Source organism: Ruegeria sp. BI12, assembly GCF_056537985.1.
The window spans coordinates 275,591-297,512 of sequence record NZ_JBQFSL010000002.1 but is presented as its reverse complement, the minus strand read 5'-3'; the positions used below and the strand labels follow the sequence as shown (position 1 = coordinate 297,512).

General features: G+C 55.6%; 18 protein-coding genes. 9 read left to right on the top strand and 9 right to left on the bottom strand.

Annotated features, from left to right (window positions below):
* Window positions 1-3: 3 nt before the first annotated feature.
* Genes ACR0AK_RS14715 through ACR0AK_RS14700 form a run of 4 tightly spaced genes read right to left on the bottom strand, consistent with a single transcriptional unit; the run spans window position 4 to window position 4,001 of the window.
* Window positions 4-330: a cytochrome o ubiquinol oxidase subunit IV gene (locus ACR0AK_RS14715; protein WP_170559494.1), complete on the bottom strand. Its 327-nt coding sequence runs from the start codon at window positions 328-330 to the stop codon at window positions 4-6.
* Entirely contained in the window at window positions 323-955 is a 633-nt protein-coding gene (locus ACR0AK_RS14710; RefSeq protein ID WP_480793860.1) for a cytochrome c oxidase subunit 3, read from the bottom strand. Before ACR0AK_RS14710 ends, ACR0AK_RS14715 begins: the two co-directional genes overlap by 8 nt.
* The gene (locus ACR0AK_RS14705; RefSeq protein WP_480793859.1) at window positions 952-3,042 is read right to left on the bottom strand and encodes a cbb3-type cytochrome c oxidase subunit I; all 2,091 of its coding nucleotides are present in this window, start codon (window positions 3,040-3,042) and stop codon (window positions 952-954) included. Before ACR0AK_RS14705 ends, ACR0AK_RS14710 begins: the two co-directional genes overlap by 4 nt.
* Window positions 3,039-4,001 (bottom strand): cytochrome ubiquinol oxidase subunit II, encoded by a 963-nt coding sequence (locus ACR0AK_RS14700; RefSeq protein WP_480793858.1) that lies wholly within the window; start codon window positions 3,999-4,001, stop codon window positions 3,039-3,041. Before ACR0AK_RS14700 ends, ACR0AK_RS14705 begins: the two co-directional genes overlap by 4 nt.
* Before the next feature lie 185 nt (window positions 4,002-4,186).
* Here ACR0AK_RS14700 and ACR0AK_RS14695 point away from each other — a divergent pair, with 185 nt between their 5' ends.
* The 7 genes from ACR0AK_RS14695 (at window position 4,187) to ACR0AK_RS14665 (ending at window position 13,712) form a co-directional block, all read left to right on the top strand.
* Window positions 4,187-5,422, top strand: coding sequence for a lytic murein transglycosylase (locus ACR0AK_RS14695; RefSeq protein WP_480793857.1), 1,236 nt, complete (start codon window positions 4,187-4,189; stop codon window positions 5,420-5,422).
* A 403-nt stretch (window positions 5,423-5,825) separates the two neighbouring features.
* A complete protein-coding gene (locus tag ACR0AK_RS14690; RefSeq protein WP_480793856.1) occupies window positions 5,826-7,454 on the top strand; it encodes a peptide ABC transporter substrate-binding protein in 1,629 nt (542 codons plus the stop codon).
* 66 nt (window positions 7,455-7,520) lie between these two features.
* A complete protein-coding gene (gene oppB / locus ACR0AK_RS14685; protein WP_480793855.1) occupies window positions 7,521-8,444 on the top strand; it encodes an oligopeptide ABC transporter permease OppB in 924 nt (307 codons plus the stop codon).
* Between the two features lie 10 nt (window positions 8,445-8,454).
* Window positions 8,455-9,384 (top strand): ABC transporter permease subunit, encoded by a 930-nt coding sequence (locus tag ACR0AK_RS14680; RefSeq protein WP_480793854.1) that lies wholly within the window; start codon window positions 8,455-8,457, stop codon window positions 9,382-9,384.
* Between the two features lies 1 nt (window position 9,385).
* The gene (locus ACR0AK_RS14675) at window positions 9,386-11,191 is read left to right on the top strand and encodes an ABC transporter ATP-binding protein (RefSeq protein WP_480793853.1); all 1,806 of its coding nucleotides are present in this window, start codon (window positions 9,386-9,388) and stop codon (window positions 11,189-11,191) included.
* Window positions 11,192-11,502: 311 nt separating this feature from the next.
* Window positions 11,503-12,396 (top strand): UTP--glucose-1-phosphate uridylyltransferase GalU, encoded by an 894-nt coding sequence (gene galU / locus ACR0AK_RS14670; RefSeq protein ID WP_480793852.1) that lies wholly within the window; start codon window positions 11,503-11,505, stop codon window positions 12,394-12,396.
* A gap of 239 nt (window positions 12,397-12,635) precedes the next feature.
* Entirely contained in the window at window positions 12,636-13,712 is a 1,077-nt protein-coding gene (locus tag ACR0AK_RS14665) for a DUF2793 domain-containing protein (RefSeq protein WP_480793851.1), read from the top strand.
* Between the two features lie 33 nt (window positions 13,713-13,745).
* Here ACR0AK_RS14665 and fcl read toward each other — a convergent pair whose 3' ends face one another.
* The 5 genes from fcl to ACR0AK_RS14640 form a co-directional block, all read right to left on the bottom strand.
* Window positions 13,746-14,723: a GDP-L-fucose synthase gene (fcl, locus tag ACR0AK_RS14660; protein ID WP_480793850.1), complete on the bottom strand. Its 978-nt coding sequence runs from the start codon at window positions 14,721-14,723 to the stop codon at window positions 13,746-13,748.
* A 10-nt stretch (window positions 14,724-14,733) separates the two neighbouring features.
* Window positions 14,734-15,858 (bottom strand): GDP-mannose 4,6-dehydratase, encoded by a 1,125-nt coding sequence (gmd, locus tag ACR0AK_RS14655; protein WP_480793849.1) that lies wholly within the window; start codon window positions 15,856-15,858, stop codon window positions 14,734-14,736.
* Between the two features lie 127 nt (window positions 15,859-15,985).
* Entirely contained in the window at window positions 15,986-16,870 is an 885-nt protein-coding gene (locus ACR0AK_RS14650) for a phytanoyl-CoA dioxygenase family protein (RefSeq protein ID WP_480793848.1), read from the bottom strand.
* Window positions 16,871-17,126: 256 nt separating this feature from the next.
* Entirely contained in the window at window positions 17,127-17,996 is an 870-nt protein-coding gene (locus ACR0AK_RS14645) for a DUF5666 domain-containing protein (protein ID WP_480793847.1), read from the bottom strand.
* 2 nt (window positions 17,997-17,998) lie between these two features.
* A complete protein-coding gene (locus tag ACR0AK_RS14640) occupies window positions 17,999-18,829 on the bottom strand; it encodes a DUF6502 family protein (RefSeq protein WP_480793846.1) in 831 nt (276 codons plus the stop codon).
* 153 nt (window positions 18,830-18,982) lie between these two features.
* Here ACR0AK_RS14640 and ACR0AK_RS14635 point away from each other — a divergent pair, with 153 nt between their 5' ends.
* A complete protein-coding gene (locus ACR0AK_RS14635) occupies window positions 18,983-20,608 on the top strand; it encodes an amino acid adenylation domain-containing protein (RefSeq protein WP_480793845.1) in 1,626 nt (541 codons plus the stop codon).
* Entirely contained in the window at window positions 20,608-21,921 is a 1,314-nt protein-coding gene (locus ACR0AK_RS14630) for a ferric reductase-like transmembrane domain-containing protein (RefSeq protein WP_170559460.1), read from the top strand. Before ACR0AK_RS14635 ends, ACR0AK_RS14630 begins: the two co-directional genes overlap by 1 nt.
* Window position 21,922: the final 1 nt, after the last annotated feature.

Below are 21,922 nucleotides of genomic sequence, written 5' to 3'. Positions count from 1 at the left end.
ATGTCACATTGGAAAGGTGTGCATCCGAACCGCCAGATTACCCATGATCCAAACCGTTCCAAGAATGATGATCAGCAGCACCAGTGTGGAGAACAGAATTAGATCGAGATCCTCGCGACTACTGCGACGTCGGTCGATATGCAGAAAATAGACCAATTGTACGATCAGCTGCGCCAGCCCAAGCAGGCTGATCGCAAGGTAGACGCCTTTTGTTTCAATGCCGTATCGATAAGCGATTCCGAAAACGGCAAAGGTCAACAAAAGAGACCCACCGTAGCCGATTACATAACGGCGACGCTCGCGGCGATGCATTTCGCTGCGTTTATCCATAGGTCAGCCCCCCGAAATAGACGATTGTGATGATGCCGATCCAGATCAGGTCGAGAAAGTGCCAGAACAGCGCCAACCGCACCACGCGTGACATCAGCAGATCGGTCAAGCCGAAGATCCGCAGCTGGATACCAAGTACGATTAACCAGAGGCACCCAGTTGCAACGTGCAGTCCGTGTAAGGGCACCAACCCATAAAATGCGGACAGAAAACCGCTGCGCTGAGGGATACCGCCTTTTTCGGCCATCGCCATGAAATCGCGGATTTCCAGAACCAGAAAACTGAGACCCAATAGCAGCGTAACGGAGAACCAGAATACGATCCGCCATCGCGGAAGGTTGTATTTTAGCGCCAGCATCGCCAGACCCACGGTCAGGCTGCTGGTCAAAAGAATAAGTGTCTGGGCAAAGATGCTTTTCAGGTCGAACAGTTCGTGTGGCCCCGGTCCGCCAGCCTGTGCATCAATCATCGTGATGTAGATCGCGAACATCAGTCCGAAATAAACCAGATCGCTCATCAGAAAGACCCAGAAGCCGAAGGTAACGACTTCGCTTGCCCTGTCAGCACTTGCGTGCCGACGTCCGAGGTTCAGACCGGGGTAGCTGTGTGTAGGCGCGCGTTTCATGTCACGGCCTCCAGATCAGGACGGGCTAGTCCACGGTTTTCCGGTGCTGTTTCGTGATCGCGGTCGACAGGCGTGGAATTGTGAACCAGATCCAACCAGGCTTCGTGCTTCTTGCGCACCTCTTCTGCCGGAATCACGCGCTCTGTTTCGGCTTTGAACGTCCATGCGACAAAGGACGCAAGCATCGAGATTGTCATCAACGCTGCCAGCCACCAGATCCACCACACCAGCGCAAACATCCAAACCCCGCTGAGCACGCAGAGAAGGAAACCTATTCCGGTGTTGAGCGGCACCGAGATGTCCTCATAGGCATCGGGCGCCGGGTACGCGTTGCCACGTTCTTTCGCGGCGGCGAAGTTATCGCGATCGGTCACATGCGGGATGATTGCAAAATTATACGGAGGTGGTGGGGCCGGAATCGACCATTCCAATGTCCGCGCATCCCAAGGATCGCCGACCGGAACGCGGGTTTTTTCACGTTCGCGGATACTGACCCACAATTGGATGACCACTGACAGCAAAGCAGCCAATATGATCAATGCGCCGACAACGGCGACGATCATGTATGGGTGAAAACTTGGGTCTTCCCAACTGAATGACCGGCGTGGCATGCCCATCAGGCCGACAAAGTACAATGGAAGGAAGGTCAGCATGAAGCCGACAGTCCACAGCGCAACCGAAGCTCGGCCCCAGAATTCGTTGAGGCGGAAACCGAAAGCCTTGGGGAACCAGTAATTGTAGCCGGCGAGCAACCCAAACAGCACCCCGGGCAGCAGCACGTTGTGGAAGTGGGCGACAAGAAACAGTGTATTGTGGACCTGATAATCGACTGTTGGGTTCGCAAGGATCACGCCGGAAAGCCCGCCGATCACAAACAACATCAGGAAAGCCAGCCCATAAAGCATGGGCACCGAAAACCGGATACGTCCCCGGAACAGCGTCGCCATCCAGTCATAGACTTTCACACCGGTCGGGATTGCGATCAGCATGGTGGCAATGCCAAAGACGGCGTTGATCAGCGCGCTTTGGCCCATAGTGAAGAAGTGGTGCAGCCAGACGGTGAACGACAGCACTGCAATCGACATGGTGGCGATGACCAGTGAATTGTAGCCATACAAGCGCTTGGCCGAGAACGTCGCAAAGACCTCGGAATAGATGCCATAAGCTGGCAGAACCAACAGATAAACCTCAGGGTGGCCAAACAACCAGAAAAGGTTGGCATAGTTCATCATATTTCCACCAAGGTCGTTGGTGAAGAAATGAAAATCCAGATACCTGTCAGCTGCCAGCATCAGTGCGGCAACCCCAAGAGGCGGCATGGCAAAGACGATCAGGATTGAGCTGCAGATGATTGTCCAGCAATACATCGGCAGGCGCATAAACTTCATGCCCGGTGCGCGCAGTTTGTAGATGGTGACGGCAAAGTTGATGCCTGTAAGTGTGGTGCCGATGCCTGACACGACAATGGCCCAGATCCAGTAGTCCGGACCGACACCGGGATTGAACGCAGCTCCTGTATATGGCGGATATGCTGTCCAGCCGCCGGTCGAAAACTCGCCCACCACAAGCGAAACCATCAGCATCATGCCGGCTGAGACGGTCAGCCCAAGGCTGATCTGGTTCATCACGGGGAAAGCCACATCGCGCGCGCCGATCATCAGCGGTATCAGGAAATTCGCAAGACCGAACACAAATGGTACGGCGACGAAGAAGATCATGATGGTTCCGTGAGTACTGAAGAGCTCGGCAAAATGCTCGGCCTCCAGAAAGCCATCGCCTGGCCCCGCCGCCTGCTGAGCTCGCATCACAACGCCTTCCAACACGCCACGCGCCAGCATGACAATTGCAAAGACGATATACATGATGCCGATCTTCTTGTGGTCCGTGCTGGTCAACCACTCGCGCCACAACGGTCCCCACAGGCGGAACCACGTCAGTATTCCAACAACGGCAATGACGCCGACGATTACGATCCCAGCCGCCGCATTGGCGACAATTTCGTTCGTGTTGGGATTCTGTATAAGCCCTGCAATCGGAAACGCGTCCCAGTCTAAGCGGCCAAAGAAGCCAGACCCATTGGTGGTCATCGCTGTGCCTCCTGCCCGAATTCTACCGTCCCCGGCTGTTGGTCTGCGGTCAGGGCTTTGCCGCCGTGATACCGATGCACAATCGAGTGAAACAGGTTGTTATCCTCCAGCGTGAAATACAACGCGTTATCTGGCATTTGCGCAGTTCCCAACGCGGCCTGGACCTCGTCTCGATCCGATCGCATAGCCAAGATGCGGTAAGTTTCGTCGTTCAGCGCAATGCTGTTGCTGCGCACCTTGTCGACCCATTCGTTGAATTCCTCAGCGGACATGGCAACGGTTTGGAACTTCTGTTTGGTGAACCCGCGCCCGTTATATTGCGTGTTCTCGCCCTGCATTGTGGCGGGCACATCCGACACGATATGCAATTCCGTGGTCATACCAGGCATTGCGTAAATCTGACCTGCCAAAGCCGGGATCATGAAGGACTGCATCACGGTATCGGTCGTCAGCGTCATGGCGACCTGCTGTTTGACCGGAATACCCAGCTCTCCAACGCTGGCGATGCCCAGATCGGGGTAGATGAACAACCATTTCCAATCCAATCCGACGACCTGAACGTTCAGCGCAGGCATTTCGCCAAAGCGATCCGAATATGGGTCCAACCGGTGGGTCGCCTTCCAAAGATAGAAGGACAGCAGCGCGACAATCAGGACTGGCACGCCCCACATGACGAACTCCAGCCTCCCAGAGAAATCCCATTTGGGCCGATATACGGCATCGCCACCCTTGCGCCGCCGGTACCGGAGGGCGATCAGCGGCACCAAAATAAGAACCGGAACCACGGCCAAAAGGATCAGGGCTGTTGCGCGGAAAAGATGAAGTTTTTGGACAGAGGCAATCGGACCTTGCGGGTCCATGAAACTGTCACTGGCGCAAGCAGCCTGGGCTGTTACAGAGAGAGCCGCGGCGGCGATCACGAATTGCATCGCCTTTGGTGACATTCGGAAAAGAGCCACGCCTGTTTATCCTCCTGAACCAACCTCTCGGGCCAACTATCGGCAGACAAATGAAATTTCTCAAGGTTTTTTCCTTAAGGCCCAACGTTTCGCGACGAACACAGACCACCAGCGGGTATAGGCACAGGCAAAATGCAGGAAAGCCGCTGTTGACTTGCCGCTCTGGTCAAGCCAGACCTTAGGCGATGCGATGGATCATTTTCGTCCTGGGTTTTTGGTGCCTGTCCACTGGTGCAACCGCGCAAGATCGTGCTGCGGTTGAAAAACAATTCCAATCGTGGTTGCAAGAAACCGTCTGGCCAAGGGCGCAGGCCAAGGGCGTATCCAGACGCACAATGCAGCAAGCATTTGACGGTATCACTCTCAATTGGAAACTGCCTGATCTCGTGCCGCCGGGACAACCGACCATGACTCCCAAACATCAAAAGCAGGCTGAATTTGGATCTCCGGGTCGTTATTTCAGCGCGGGTTCGGTTCAAGGTGCCACCTCAGTCGGGCGGCAGATAGCCCGGCGGCACGCAGCAACCTTGTCGCGTGTCGAAGCCGAAACCGGCGTTCCGGCCCGCATCATTCTGGCCATCTGGGGACGTGAGAGCGGATATGGGCAAGTCCCTATTCGGCACAACGCTTTCCAAGTGCTGGGCACCAAAGGGTTCATGAGCACCCGTGCTGACTATTTCACCAAAGAGCTGATCGCGGCGCTGCAAATCGCAGAAGCGGGCGATGCGCCGCCAGGAGTAATGAAAAGCAGCTGGGCGGGCGCTTTGGGCCAACCACAATTCATGCCGTCCAATTTTCTGACCTATGCGACCGACGGGAACGCGGACGGAAATGCCGATATTTGGACCTCGGCCGAGGATACCATTGCTTCCATCGGGAACTATCTGGCGAAGCATGGCTGGCAAACGGGGCGCGATTGGGGGTTCGAAGTCACTGTGCCGGACAGCATCTCTTGCGCACTGGAAGGCCCCGATCAAGGCAGACCTATTCGAGACTGGAATGGAATGGGTATTGAGCGCGTGTCGGGCAAACCATTTCCAAATCATGAACTGTCCGGAGAAGGGTATTTAATGATGCCCGCCGGGCGGAACGGTCCCGCCTTTGTTGTTACGCCCAACTTCTATGTCCTTAAGGAGTACAACAAAAGCGATCTGTACGCCTTGTTCGTTGGGCATGTCGGGGACCGCATACAGTACGGTGTCGGGGATTTCTCAGGCCGTTGGGGCAGGATCGACGCCATGTACCGATCCGATATCGCGGCCATGCAGCGCAGACTGGAACAACAAGGCCATGACGTTGGAGGGGCGGATGGCCTGCCCGGCTTCAAGACACGCCGTTCGATCGGGCGTTGGCAGCTGGCGAATGACCTGTCTCCGACCTGTTTTCCAAATGCGCGCCTGAAGACTGCGTTGACCCGTTAGCGATTCGCCCTGCTACCGGCGGTCTGTTTGCATTTGACCCGACGGTAAGCGCTCAACTGAAATCGAACCCCTTCACGAAAATGTCACGAACCCCACATGTTTCAGTATAATATTTCCGACTGAACACCGTTTCCATTCACAATCCACCTCTGGTTGCTCAATTTTCAGGCAAAGGCTTTAACCTTTTTTGAAATAATGCCACGTTCGGCATCAGTGAAAGGCGACTTTTGCAAACACGTTCCCGACTGCAAACCGAAAGACTGCGACGCGGTGTTCATTGCGATCTGAAAAAGCAAAATTCGAACCAGTCCCGGTCTCTTTCTGGGTCGGACAAACATGGTGGTCCTCAGCCATCCTGAAAGGATGCGCGTGGGTCGCCGAAAAAAAACGGGAGTTGAAACACATGAACAAGTATATTCGTACATCTCTTGCGGGGCTTCTGACCTCGACCATGATTACCGGCGCTGCCTTTGCCGCCGGAACCCATCCAGAAACCGGCGAAGCGCTGGCGGATGACCAGACCTTTACCTATCGTATTCTTGACGAGCACAGCTCAGTCGACCCTCAGGTTGTTGAAGATGTTTCCGGCGCCGAGATCGTTCGTGACCTTTTCGAAGGCCTGATGAACCAGGACGAAGACGGTAACCTGATTCCTGGTGTCGCGACCGGTTTTACAACCAACGACACCAAAGACGTCTACACCTTTACTCTGCGCGACGATGCGAAGTGGTCGAATGGTGATCCGGTGACAGCGGGCGATTTTGTTTACGCCTGGAAGCGCGCCGTCGATCCCGCCCTGTCCTCGCCTTATGCGTGGTTCATGGAACTGATGTCGATCGAGAACGCATCGGAAATCATCGCAGGTGACAAGCCGACTGACGATCTGGGCGTTAAAGCTATCGACGACAAAACGCTTGAGATCAAACTGAGTGCGCCGCTGCCGTACTTCCCGCAGATGACCACACACTCGACGACCTTCCCTGCCCCGCAGAAAGTCATTGAAGAGTTTGGCGACGCGTGGACTAAACCTGAAAATATCGTATCGAACGGCGCTTATGTTCTGACCGAGCATCTGCCGCAGGAACGTTCGGTCCGTGAGCGGAACGAAAACTACTGGGACAATGACAATACCATCATCGACAAGGTTGTCGCCTTGGTTATCAACGATGAGAACGTCGCCTTGACCCGTTACCTGGCAGGTGAGCTAGATCGTACAGAAGTTCCCGCCGGTCAGTTCCCACGTCTGCAAAAAGAGCACCCGGAAGAGGCGATCAGCTTCCCGCGTCTGTGTAACTATTATTACACGTTTAATCTGTCCGATGGCGGCCCCGAAGCCTTTAAGGACCCGAATGTCCGTCAGGCGCTGTCGCTGGCAGTTGACCGTAAGATCATCACCGAAAACATCATGGCTGGTGGACAGCCACAGGCTTACACCTTTGCACCGGCAGCGACCGCAGGCTTTGACGTTCCGGACGTAGAGATGGCGTCGATGTCTCAGGCCGAGCGTGACGAGTTGGCCAAGGAACTGCTGGCCGCGGCCGGCTATGGTCCTGACAACCCGCTCGGCTTTGAGATGGTGTACAACACCTCTGAAGCACACAAGAAGGTCGCCGTGGCGCTGAGCCAAATGTGGAAGCAAAAGCTGGGCGTCAACGCAGAGTTGGCCAACATGGAATGGAAGATCTTCCTGGAAGAACGGGGAAATCAGAACTTCGATCTGGCCCGTGGCGCATGGTGTGGCGACTATAACGAAGCATCGACCTTCCTCGACCTGCTGCAGTCGGATTCTGGTTATAACGACGGCAAGTACAACAACGCCCGCGTTGATGAACTGTTGTCCGAAGCCAAAACCTCTGACGATGCGGCACCTCTGTACACCGAGGTCGAGCGTATCATTGCGCAAGAGACCCCCGTTATCCCGATATATCACTATGCTGGCGTCTACATGATGGACAGCGATGTCGGTAACTGGCCAGTCAACAACGTAGAGCAGAACTGGTATTCCAAGAACCTCTACAAAACCGCCGAATAATCATCCTTAGACCACGCATTGCCCCGGAGTTTTCTTCGGGGCAATGCCAATAATTGGGGGCATGAAATGCTTGCCTATATCGTCCGGCGGTTGTTAATGGCCGTCCCAACGATCCTATTGTTGATCGTTGCAAGTTTCTTTTTGATGCACTTCGCGCCAGGTGGGCCCTTCACCTCGGAACGGCCTCTGCCGCCCGCGGTTCTGGCCAATATCGAGGCGCGGTACGGATTGGACCAGCCGCTGTGGAAACAGCTTTGGGACTATCTCTACAACATCGTCGTGCATTTTGATTTCGGCCCGTCCTTCAAATTCAAGGACAGGGACGTGAACGACATCATCGCGCAGGGTTTCCCGATCTCGCTGACCTACGGTTCGCTGTCCTTCTTGGTCGCAACAACCGTCGGAGTCGCACTGGGGATTGCCGCGGCGATCAAACACAACAGCTGGATCGACTATTTCGCAGTTGGTCTGGGCATCGCAGCACAGGCGCTGCCGAACTTCATCATGGGCCCGATCCTGATCCTGACCTTTACCTTGTGGCTCGGATGGCTGCCGGGCGGTGGCTGGAATGGCGGTCAGTGGCCGTATCTGATCATGCCGGTTATCGCGCTTGCCACCTCGTATATGGGATCCATTGCGCGGATCACGCGGTCATCGATGCTGGAAGTTCTAAACTCAAACTTCATCCGCACGGCCCGCGCCAAGGGTCTGCCAACCAGAACCGTGATCTGGCGCCATGCGCTAAAACCCACTCTGTTGCCTGTCGTGTCCTATCTGGGCCCGGTTTTCGTCTATGTACTGACCGGTTCGGTCTTTGTGGACATCTATTTCTCTACCGGCGGATTAGGGCAAGCCTATGTGGGGTCCGCGCTGTCGCGTGACTACGCTGTGCTGTTAGGGGTCACGATCCTTTATGGCGTCCTGACCGTTCTAGTGAATCTGCTGACCGACCTGGCCTATGCTTGGTTCGATCCGAAAATCCGTTACTGAGGGGCTGGCAATGCTTGGTAAATCACAAAAAGCCGCCCACTTGGCCGAAGACATCACCGATTACACGGTCATTCAGGGGCGATCACTTTGGCAGGACGCACGGATGCGTTTTGTTCGCAACAAGGCGGCCATGGCCAGCTTGTTCATTCTGGCAATGATCGTGTTGTTCACAATCATTGGTCCTTACTTTGCCGTATGGAGCAACGAGGAAATCGACTGGAATGTCATGGGCGATGTTCGCGGCATGGGAATGCCGTCGGTAGAGACCGGACATTTCTTCGGCGTCGACGATCTGGGGCGTGATCTTTACAGCCGCGTCATTCAGGCGACGACAACGTCATTGCTTGTGGGTCTGATCGGTGCCGCTACGGCCCTGATCGTTGGTACCTGCTACGGTATTGCCGCGGGCTATATCGGTGGCCGCACTGATGGCGTGATGATGCGCTTCGTCGATATCCTGCTGGCCATTCCGGCGACGCTGGTCATCATCCTGTTGCTGGTTGTCGCGGGTCGATCGTTCGTCATGCTGTTTATCGCACTTGGCGCGGTTGGCTGGCTAACGATGGCACGGATTGTTCGAGGCCAGACCCTGACTCTAAAAAATCGCGAGTTCATTGAGGCCGCTCGCGCAGCTGGGGTTAGCGAGTTCACCATTATGTATCGCCATATCCTGCCCAACCTTCTGGGCGTGGTGATTGTTTATGCCTCGCTGCTGGTACCGGAAATGATCCTGACGGAAAGCTTCATCTCTTTCCTCGGTCTTGGGATCTCAGAACCCTACACGTCGCTGGGTCGATTGATCGCCGAAGGGGCCGGGACGATGGGCTATGGCACCTTGTGGCAACTGTTGTTCCCGCTGACATTCTATGTCGCAATCATCATAACCATGTTCTTCATTGGTGATGGCCTGCGTGACGCTCTGGACCCGAAGGATCGCTGATATGAGCCTGTTTTCCGTAAAAGACCTGGGCGTCCAGTTCAACACCGCCGATGGCGTAGTCGAAGCCGTTAAAGGCATCAGTTTTGACATCAATCCGGGCGAATGCCTGGGTATCGTGGGCGAAAGCGGGTCGGGTAAAAGCCAGACCTTCATGGCCGCGATGGGCCTGCTGCCACCTGCGGGGCAAGCGACCGGTTCTGTCATGCTGAATGGCCAGGAAATTCTGAACCTGCCTGTCAACAAGCTGAACCAGATCCGTGGCGACGATGTCGGCATGATCTTTCAGGATCCGCTGACCGCCCTGACCCCGCACCTGCGGATCGGCCAGCAAATGCGCGAAGTTCTGCAGGTTCACGAGGGGTTGCAAGGTTCGGCTGCTCGGGCGCGCTGCCTGGAATGGCTGGACCGTGTACGCATCCCCGAAGCCAAACGGCGGCTGGACCAATATCCCCACGAACTGTCAGGCGGAATGCGCCAGCGCGTGATGATCGCAATGTCCATGCTGTGTAACCCGAAGCTGTTGATTGCGGATGAACCCACAACAGCGCTGGATGTGACCGTTCAAGCCGACATTCTGGACCTGATGGTACGCCTGCAAAAGGACGAAGGCACGGCGATTGCCCTGATCACACATGACATGGGCGTCGTCGCGCGTATGTGCGACCGCGTTCAGGTCATGCGTCTGGGTCAATTCGTTGAAGCTGGTGAGACGCGCGAAATCTTCCGTGCACCGAAGCATGAATACACACGAACGTTGCTTGAAGCGATGCCGCGCATTGATGCCGGCGACGCGCCCAAGGCTCTTGATAAGGTTGATGACCCTTTGCTGAAGGTCGACGATGTCAAAGTGCACTTTCCAATCCATGTTTCGGGCGGCTTGTTTGGGCACAAAGTCCCGTTGAAAGCCGTTGATGGTGTAAGTTTTGATATCCGCAAAGGCGAAACGCTGGGCGTTGTGGGAGAGTCGGGCTGCGGTAAGTCAACACTGGCGCGGGCTGTTCTGCAATTAATCGAACCCAGCGCGGGCAACGTCAGTTGGTTGGGCCATCCCATTGTTGGCCTGAAAAGGCGCGAACTGAACAAGTACCGCAAGGACTTACAGATCGTCTTCCAGGACCCGTTGGCCAGCCTCGATCCGCGTATGACCATCTCGGCCTCGATTGCCGAACCGCTGAAAACCTATCGCCCTGATCTAACTGAGCGCGAACGCAAAAAGCTGGTCTCCGAAATGATGGAGAGGGTCGGTCTGAAAGCCAACATGATCAACCGATATCCGCACGAGCTTTCGGGCGGTCAGAACCAACGTGTCGGCATTGCTCGGGCGATGATCAACAAACCCAAGCTGATTATCTGTGATGAAGCAGTGTCGGCATTGGACGTGTCGATTCAGGCGCAGATCGTGGAACTGTTACGCGAGTTGCAGCAGGAATTTGGTCTGTCGATGATCTTCATCAGTCATGACCTTTCCGTTGTACGCGCTGTGTCGAACCGGATCATGGTCTTGTATCTGGGCCGGATCGTGGAGTTGGGTGACGGAGAAGTGATCTGCTCAGATCCGATCCACCCATACACGAAATCGCTGATATCGGCGGTTCCAATTCCGGACCCGGACGTTGAACGCAGTCGAACACGGCTGAAACTGCCGGGAGAGCTGCCTTCGCCGATGGATCCGAAGGCCGCGTTGCGGTTTCTACCCAGCCGTTTGGCGGCTGGCGAGACTGACTATGTTCCGCAGCTGAGTGAGGTAAAACCTGATCATTTTGTGGCCGAGCACGACTCGCTCGAAGCGATCATGGGTAAAGCATGACCTTTCTGCCCCGAAGCAAGTTCTTGCGTTCGGGGCAGGTTCCTCCTGGCAATATCAAGCGGTTAATAATTGTTTCCTTTTTGAAGCCAATTTATGCCAAAAAGCGTTTTTTATATTAATTTAGTGCAGCAACCGAGGCTATAATCTGGCCGTCTTGAACACGGTATTTTGACTTCCCAATTCAACGGTGGCACGATTTCTCCAACTTGGCTCGCATTGCCTAATTGCGTTGATTGTTCTAGCCGCGCGCACTATGAGGTGGCGTCAACAAAACGCATTCATTCGGACAAGACATTTTGCTGAGAGGTAGCATGGCACGTAAGGTCACAAAGGCGATTTTTCCGGTTGCAGGTCTCGGCACTCGTTTTCTGCCCGCGACAAAATCAGTGCCTAAAGAAATCATGACCCTGGTTGATCGCCCGCTGGTTCAATACGCAATCGACGAGGCCCGGGCTGCCGGTATTACCGAATTCATTTTTGTAACGTCGCGCGGGAAATCGGCGCTTGAGGACTATTTTGACCATAATCAGGTCCTTGAGCAATCGCTTAAGGAAAAAGGCAAAGACGAACTGCTAAAAACGCTGAATGCCACCAACATGGAAAGCGGGGCAATTGCCTATATCCGGCAGCACAAAGCCTTGGGGTTGGGTCACGCCGTGTGGTGCGCGCGCCGCCTGATCGGAGATGAGCCATTTGCGGTCATGCTGCCCGACGACGTTATCGCAGGGGAAAAACCCTGTTTGCAGCAGATGATTGAGGCCTATGAGGAAACCGGCGGCAACATGGTTGCCACCATGGAGGTCCCTCCGGAGAAGACAAGCTCTTACGGCGTTCTGGATGTGGGCGACAACATCGGCACAGCAGTACGCGCGCGCGGCATGGTAGAGAAACCGAAACCGGAAGAAGCGCCGTCAAACTTGGCAGTTATAGGCCGTTATATTCTGCGTCCATCGGTTCTGTACAACCTCAATCAGAACAAGCTGGGCAGCGGAGGCGAGATTCAACTGACGGACGCCATCGCCGAAGACATCAGAAACGGTGTCCCTGTCTTCGGGTATAAATTTGATGGCCAGCGGTTTGACTGCGGATCAAAGGCTGGTTTCCTGCAGGCGACTGTTGCGTTTGCGCTGGCACGCGATGACCTTCGCGAGGATCTGCAGGAATATCTGCACGACGTTATCGTCACAGGTCAGGCAGCTCAGTAGCTAAAAACTGCGGCCCCTTAAACGGGGCGAACAGTATGGATTGAGGGGCAAACTGCAAGCACCGCAGTTTGCCTTTTTTCGTTTTGAAAAACACCGTGCGATTGTACAGTCCACCATTCAGGGAAAGCATTGGCACAACATTAACCGAGCGTTCGTTTAGGTCAGGCGGAGTTTATTTGCGGCGCGGCAGTTTAGCGCGCAATGCAATTGTCGATCCGACAGCCAACGGAGGATGCTCTTTGTCCCAGAATTCGCCCAAATTGAACCTGCCGTTCCTGCAACCTTCGCAGGCGCAAAAGCACGTCACGCATAACGAAGCCCTAAGACGCCTGGATTTGGTCGTCCAGCTAAGTGTCATGTCTACTGATGCCACTACCCCACCCTCTGTGCCAGCACAGGGTGAACTTTACGCTCTTGGATCGGCACCCATCGGGGATTGGTCAGGCCATGCAACCGAGCTTGCTGCCTGGTTGGACAATGGCTGGCATTTCATAACGCCCGAAATGGGATGGCGTGCGTGGGACCAAGATAATGAACGCTTGAAAGTCTGGAACGGATCGGCATGGGTCGAGCCCGCAACCGCGACGCAAAATCTGCCCGGCATTGGGATCGCCACAGGGCACGACACGACCAACCGGCTGTCGGTGCGCGCCCCGGCGACGTTGCTGAGCCACGAAGGGGCCGGGCATCAACTGAAGATCAACAAGGCAAATGCGGGCGAAACCGCATCCCTTTTGTTTCAATCCAACTGGACCGGACATGCGGAAATGGGTCTGTCCGGGACCACGGGTTTGTCCATCAAGGTCTCGCCGGATGGCAGCAATTGGTCCGAGGCCCTGAGCTTTGATCCAACCTCCGGGGTTGCTACTGGCACGGCCGTGCAAAACAGCGCGGAAGACACAACTGCGGGGCGCCTCATGCGGGCTGACTATGGTTACGGACCCGGCAATCTACTGGGGTCAGTCACCCAAAATGGTGGAACCCCGACGGGCGCTGTTATTGAAAGAGGAACCACAGCGAATGGTGAGTTTGTCCGGTTTGCTGATGGCACTCAGATCTGTACCGCCACGCTGAATGCTGTGGCCTGTACAAATACCGAAGGTGCCTTGTACGCAAGCGCATCCGAAACCTGGGTTTTCCCGGCGCCTTTTGCTGCGAGCGCCAATCCGGCAGTCAGCGGCAGCGGGGGTGCGACCGGCAGGTTTATCGGATTTGATGGAGTGTCCGAAGCTCAAGTCGTTTACAAAGTTCTCTCGTCTGCTTCTGATGCGACAACATTATCTGCAACGGCCATGGCCATAGGGCGCTGGTTCTGATCCATCCGACTGCCCGGATCTTGGTTCGGGCGGTCACTTCGCGCGAAGTTCTGCCTCTGCTTGCTCCAGAAACCAAGCGTATGTTTCGCGAATTCCGTCTTCCAGCCCGATAGTCGCGCGCCATCCCATGTCCGCCAACCGGGAAACATCCATTAGCTTCCGCATGGTACCGTCCGGCTTACTGGCATCCTGTGTAATTCGCCCGGCAAACCCGGTCACCTTTGCAACCATCGCCGCCAGTTCTGCGATCGAAACATCCTCCCCACATCCCACATTGATATGGCTCAGCATGGGTTGGGTGTTGGCCTCGTACACTTCACGAGGCAAGTCCAGTACAAACAGAGACGCCTCGGCCATATCATCAACATGCAGAAACTCGCGCCGGGGTTTGCCGGTGCCCCAGATGACAACCTCTTCGAGACCATCGCGTTGTGCCTCGTGAAATCGGCGGATCAGCGCGGGCAAGACGTGACTGTTTTCCGGATGAAAATTATCGCCGGGCCCATAAAGATTAGTCGGCATTACCGAACGGTAGTCCACACCGTGTTGCCGATTGTAGCTTTCGCACAGTTTGATACCTGCAATCTTCGCCACCGCGTAGGGTTCGTTTGTTGGCTCTAGAACACCGGTCAGCAAAGCATCTTCTCGCATTGGCTGTGGCACAGCGCGCGGATAGATGCAGGAACTGCCCAATTGCAGCAGGTTCTTTACGTCAGCGGTAAATGCCTGATGGATCACGTTGCACTCGATCATCAGGTTTTCGTAGATGAAGTCCGCCGGATAGCTGTTGTTGGCATAAATTCCGCCGACTTTAGCCGCCGCCAATATGACGACATCCGGTCGCTCGGACTGCATGAAATCTTGGACAGCGGCCTGATTGGCCAGATCAAGCTCGGAATGCGTCCGGGTCACAAGCTCCAACGCCTCGCCCGCCGCCTGGCGAGCTTGCAAGCGGCGCAGAATTGCTCCACCAACCATGCCCCGATGCCCGGCCACATAGATCTTACGCATGCCGCGCGCCTCAGCCATTTTCCAGAGAAACCGGCATTTCGTAACCATGCTGTTTCAGCAAAGCATGGCGTTTAGCAGTCTTCAGGTCCTCGGTGATCATTTCAACGCACATTTGCTGAACGGTCAGTTCCGGCTCCCAGCCCAGTTTGTTTTTGGCGTTCGAAGGATCGCCAAGCAATGTTTCCACTTCGGCCGGTCGGAAATACTGCGGGTCAATGCGCATGATCACGTCACCGGGCTTTAATGCAGGGGCGTTATCGCCTTCGACAGATTTGACGGTGGCAACTTCGTCCACGCCCTCGCCCGAGAATTCAAGCGTCACACCCAGCTCAGCGGCAGACCATTCGATGAATTGGCGGACCGAGTACTGAACACCTGTTGCGATAACGAAATCCTCGGGGGCGTCCTGTTGCAGCATCAACCATTGCATCCGAACGTAGTCCTTTGCATGCCCCCAGTCGCGCAGGCTGTCGATGTTGCCCATGTAAAGGCAGCTCTCAAGACCCTGGGCGATGTTGGAGAGACCACGGGTGATCTTGCGCGTCACGAAGGTTTCGCCACGGCGTGGGCTTTCATGATTGAACAGGATACCGTTGCAGGCATACATGCCATACGCTTCGCGGTAGTTCACTGTAATCCAATAGGAATACAGCTTGGCCACCGCATAAGGGGAACGCGGATAAAACGGCGTTGTCTCGCGCTGCGGCGTTTCTTGGACCAATCCGTACAGTTCTGACGTGGACGCCTGATAAAAGCGCGTCTTTTTCTCAAGACCCAGAAACCGGATCGCCTCTAGCAGACGCAAGGTACCAATCGCGTCCACATCAGCGGTGTATTCCGGCGATTCAAAACTGACCGCCACATGGGACTGGGCACCAAGGTTATAAACCTCGTCCGGCTGAACCTCCTGAATGATGCGGGTCAGGTTCGACGTATCACTCAGGTCACCATAATGCAGGTGCAGGCGGGGATTGGGTACATGCGGATCCTGATAAATGTGATCAATACGCTGCGTGTTAAACGAAGACGCACGGCGCTTAATCCCGTGAACTTCATACCCTTTTTCCAGCAAAAGCTCGGCAAGATAAGATCCATCCTGCCCCGTAATACCAGTCACCAATGCCGTTTTTGTCATAGCCGCGATCCGAGAGTATCTGATTTTCTTTTGCAGTTTCAGAAACAGCAATATACCCCTGAATGCAACCCTACGCCGCCGTCAGGCTTTGATTTCACAGACGTTGGATACCATTGGCGCAAGCGTTTCAGGACGACGCATATAGCGGCACGGATCCCTTTGCGCCTTCCGCCAGAGCTTTGCTTTGATCGCTGCGAACCTTTTCATACAGCGCCAACGCGTCCGCAGAAAACAACTCGGTTGGAGGCTGGACATGAACGAAGTTGCTTTGGCCGTCATGACCGCGCGCCAGCATTGCATAGTCGCGTTCCGCCACCAGTTGTTTGGCATTCGGGTTGAGATATCTGATCGCAAGACCAATGCGCCGGTCATCGGATTGATTGGGACCAGATCCGTGGATCGTCAGCCCATGATGCAGCGACATTTGCCCCGGTGCCAGTTCGATGTGTGTTTTATCTTCCTCAGCGACATCCACAGCAACCTCTTGGCCGCGCGACAGAAGATTGGTGTCTGAATACGTATCCTTATGAGGAAGGATCGGGTTCTTGTGACTGGCACGCACAAAATCCATACATCCACTTTCAACCGTTGCCGGAGACAACGCAATCCACGCAGTGATCTGATCCGGGGTTTCGCCCATTCCCCAATAGGTTAGGTCCTGATGCATGCCTACGGTATGAGCTGTATGTGGCTCTTTGATAAAGAATTCAGCTGACCAGACCATAATATCCGGGCCCAAAACGCCTTCGACCACGTCCAGCACGCGGGAATCCATCGCAACTCTGGCCGCAAGCGGCATCACCAGATGCGCGTTGACGCGTTTGTAAGTGTTCAACGGCAATGGCAGGTCCGCGCCAAGCCATTCCTGCTCAATCCGCTCAAGCTCTGCGCGGGTTTCAGTGGCCTCCTCCTCGGAAAAGATGGTCAGCGGGAAAAGAAAACCGTCCTCCCAATAGCTGTCGGATTGCGCCTGGCTAAGTGCGACGTCGCGCGATGAGTTGCTTTCAGACATCTGGCCTACCTTCTCAAAAACTTGCTCGATCAGAGGAATTGCCCAGCGCTGCCCGCAGGGCACCTAACGTGTCTGAGACGATAAGTTCAGTATTGCCTCTGGGGCAAGTAACCTCGAGTTTCATTTCTGACACGCTTTCGTGTCTTCGAAATTTTGATGTGCCCCGTATGAATTGAACGCCCCGTACAGATCAAGGGTGCCGCCAATTCTATTCAGATAAAGGCATCATATGAAGGTCAAGACGGGATCGCGGGCTTCAACACCCCAGCTGACCAAAGATTTCAGCGTTGCCTGAATCTACCAGATCACTGCCATCGCCACAGCGGATAACACGGGTATTCGGGTCGATCATTTCGGGTTGATCGCTATAGGCGACCATGCCGCTTCCCAGAACCGTATAAAGTCCACTAGGCTGAGGTGCAGAGTAGTAGCCCTGAACCTGAACAACGCCGACCGCACCGGCGAACAAACCTGTTTCCAATCGCTCTGCCCTGATCCCATCCGGTGTTGGCTGTCCGATCACGCGGACAAGGTCACCGGGTGACAGATGTTGCGGTTCAAATCCATTGATAGCACTTGCTCCGATCAATGCTCGGGCTTGGGCGTCAAGCCCAAGGTAAGTGCCCGACAGCCTTGCTTGATGCCCGGTGTTTGTCAGCTTTTCGATGCGTGAGGCGCGCACAGCCTGACCTTCCCACAACCCGCTGATTGCGACCCAATCGCCAACCTGAATGTCAGCACGACCTGCGACTGTAACTTCGGTCCCAAGAACTGATACCAAGCCGTCCCGCACAGCCGTCGCAGGTCCGACCAAGGGCAGGACTTGCCGGATATGCTGTGCATGCCACCCGCCATTATCCCGAGTCGCTATGACTGCAACGGTGTGACCCGGCTTCAACTCGCCCGCAGTAATCACGGGCACCGAACCGGCAACCTTCATCTCGTCGTCGAACAGAATATGCTGCCCATTCACATGGATGCTGCCCAGATGGGTAATTGTCCCAACGATACCCGTGCCGATAATACCGCCTTCGCGCTCGGTTTTGGTGTTGTCCTCTGCATTACTCGGAGCGGACAGCCAAAACACAATGAGCAATGTCGCGAGCACGCGAAGAAACACATCCATACTTACTCATCCTCTTCCGTGAATTTGCTTTGCGGTTGCTGCGGTGAGGGCAGGACAAACACACCCATTGCAAACCGACCGCTGTGTCCGCCGTCACTGTCCTTTTCCTGCAACCCCCGGGCGAGAGTATTGACCTCTTGCAACAACGATTGCGCCCGCTCAGACGAAAGTTGGCGCAATTCGTCAATGGACTCTGGCGACAGATGTGAATACCGCACTGCCCGGTCGAAATTGCGAGGTGCGTCCGGTTCTGCCAACAGGTTCTGCGTTGCCGCCTCTAAATGTGCGGACAGCGTTGCCTCATATGCCGCGACTTGTTCAGCACTGCCAGCAGTTGGAAGAAATGCTTGAGATACCAAACGAAGCTGCCCCTTTTCACCATGCTCCACGCTCATTTGGTCAATCAGTGTTTCCAGAACGGTACCAGGCGCCATGTCCACCCGCGTGCGTCGCACCAGGTCATCAAATCCCGGACCAGTTTCGTCGCCTTTACGGCTCAGCACCCGAGGGGCACCCGTTTCATCCAGAAATTCAGGGGCAGTCGACCAGTAGCTGATGACCAGAGCTGCCGCATTGGAGCTGCGCTTCATGGGGGCATCATCACCAGTATTTCGCAGGCGTTTGACATCCTTGCGATGCAGACCCGTCAACAGGCTGGCGCGACTGTCACTTAGCTTTTCGTCCATGGTTTGTTCCGCTGCCGTCAGCAAGGCCTGTTTCAATGCTTCGGTTGCGGTTCCAAGCGTAACCCCATGCGCAACCATTGCCTGCGCCAGCGGGACCAGCAACGCAGACAGCGCGGTTTCAAGGGGAGGTTTGGGTTCATTCGACATCTGGGCACTCGTCACAGGTTGGTAGCTGATAACATCTTCCTAGAATTAACGAATTCAACGCTTTCGTGTTCAAAATGTGATGGAATGTGATCAATAATGGGAATTTTTCCCATTATCACTATGGTGTGACCCCCTCTTGAACTGGAGAATGCCATGCACGTTATCGCAACCGATCCCCAGACAAACTACCCCCTTCTGACGCCAACCGACCTCGCTCGCGCTGCAGGGCCGGATGCGCTGGATGCGCTGAGCCCCAAAGATCAGGAGCAGTTTCTGGCTTTTGGTTGGGGGCCGCAGGTTCTGCCTCGCCATGCCACCATCGCCGACGCGCTGTGTCAGTCATTACTGAGGCAGGCCGATGCCACAGCGGTAGAATGTGCCGATCATAGCCTCACCTATCGGGCGCTGGACGAAGCCTCGAACCGGCTGGCGAATGTCATGCGCGCCCATGGTGTGAAACGCGGCGACGCTGTGTGCTTGTTCTTGCACCGTTCGATCGAAATGATCGTGGGAATCGTCGCGGCCATAAAACTTGGGGCCGCCTATATTCCCCAGCATGTCGGTGTCGCGCCAACAGAAACCTTGCGCCATGTTGCCAAGGTAACCGATGCAAAAATCATCCTCAGCCTTAGTGAACTAGCAGACCAAGTCCCCGTTAGCTTGAATCAGACGCTGATCACCATTGATACGACGATGTTTGACCCGATGCTGGACGCTCCGGCACCCGGTCCCGCGTATCGGGCCGACCCGGACGACTTGGCGATGATACTGTTCACCTCAGGCACAACCGGCGTTCCGAACGGTGTACAGGTTACGCATCGGAATCTGGCTAACATTCTGCTGACCAGCCCCGGAGATCTGGGGATGCGGCCGGGCCTGCGCGTCGGACAGATCCTGTCAATCTCATTCGACATGGCGGCGTGGGAGATCCTTGGCGCTTTGTCCAATGGCGCGACGCTGGTCATTCGCGGCAAGTCAATTCAGGAAACGGCCGAGAATGTGGATGTTCTGATCGCCACGCCATCGATCCTGAACGCGCTGGACGACACCCGTTGCACACAGGTCAAAACTGCTGCAGTAGCAGGCGAACCCTGTCCGCGACCGCTGGCCGATCGCTGGTCTTCCTTTTGCACCTTCTACAATTCCTGTGGTCCGACCGAGACCACCATCATCAATACAGCCGAGCCCCACTTCGCCGACAAGCAGATTCTGTCAATTGGGCGCCCTACACCGAACAACACGGTCTATGTTCTGGACGAAAACCTGCGCCCGCTACCCATCGGCGAGAAAGGAGAGATGTGGGCAGGCGGCGATTGTGTCACAGCTGGTTACCTCGCCAACCCCAAGCTGACAGCCGAGCGTTACCGACCTGACCCATTCCGGCCTGGCCACATGATGTTCCGCACCCGTGATCTGGGCCGCTGGACGGATACCGGTGAGCTTGAGCATTTCGGGCGCGTTGACGATCTGGTCAAAGTACGCGGTTTCCGGGTTGAACTGGACGGCGTTACGACGGCGCTTGAGGCATCGCCCTGCTGTCAGCAGGCAGTGACCTTGCAATATGACAGTCGCAATCTGGTCAGCTTCATCTCACCATCTTCGGCATGCCCCAAGAGGGCCGCGCGATCTGTATCAGATCGACTGCCATACTACTGCAGCCCCACCGTTGTGGTCCCGATGGATGCCCTGCCCCGCACTCCGCGTGGGAAGCTGGACAAGCGTGTTCTGCTCGATCTGGCGCGCAGCCATATCGCAGCAACCGGTGCGGAGTTGAACTGATGACAACGCAGACGACAAACCTTGAAACTAGCGGCCTAAACTGGCGGCGTGTCACACGTCACCCGGCCCTGATGGAGTACCGACGTCTTGCGATTCTTGTTGCGTTGGCAAATCTGGCCGTCTTTGTGATTGGATTGCGCGACGGGGCCTGGTTCACAGAAAACGCTTTTGCGCTTGGTCCGATTGCGGACATGGCGTTGATCAACATCAGCCTGGGCATCCTGATCCGGCAGCAGCGGGTGGTCAACACCCTGTTCTGGCTGGCCACCCGTATTCCCACATCGTGGCCGCTGTGGATCCGCTGGGGGGCTGGCAAAGTGTTCCACTTCGGCGGGTTGCATTCGGGCGGCGCTGTGGCCGGGACCATCTGGTTCGGCTTTCTTCTTTTTGCGATGGTTTGGAACCGCGTGGACGGAGCCACCGCGCCGTCGGATCTGACACTGGGCCTAAGCGCGACAATGGTCGCCCTGATGACAATAATGGTGATATCGGCTCTCGGCCCGATCCGCGCGCGGTTCCACAATACGTTCGAGAAAACGCATCGCTTTGTCGGTTGGACGGTCCTGGGGTTGTTTTGGGCCCAGACTATCTCGGTCACAAGTGACATGGGTGGGATGTTGCTGCACAGCCCGGCCTTCTGGATGCTCTGCCTGATCACTCTGTCGATCCTGTCCCCTTGGCTGACCTTGAAACGCGTGAAGGTTCGGATCGAAAAGCCGTCGAACCATGCAGTGATTGCGCAGTTTGACTATGGAGATACTCCGTTCCCCGGCAGTTCGAACGCGATCAGCCACACCCCGTTTGGCGAGTATCACTCATTCGCCAATATCCCATCCCCGGACCAGCCGGGTTACCGATTGGCCATCAGCCGTGCGGGCGACTGGACCGGGCGTTTCATTGACAATCCGCCCAAAAAAGTTTGGGTCAAGGGCATCACCACATCCGGTGTCGCGCGGATCGAAGTGCTGTTCAAAAAGGTGGTGTATGTGGGCACTGGTTCAGGTATCGGCCCGATCTTGCCGCATCTGTTGGCTAAGGATGTGCCAAACCGTCTGATCTGGTCCACTCGCAGCCCGCGCAAAACCTATGGTGACGCGCTGGTGGATGAGATCGAAGCCAACACCGAGCAGCCTTTGATCTGGGACACGGACAAAGACGGCAAACCCAATCTGTCGGCCCTTGCCATGCAAGCCGTTCGCGACAGCGGGGCTGAGGCGGTCATCGTGATCTCGAACCAAAAGCTGACCCGCAAGGTTGTGCATGACATGGAAAGCCTGGGCATTCCTGCCTATGGCGCAATTTGGGATAGCTGAG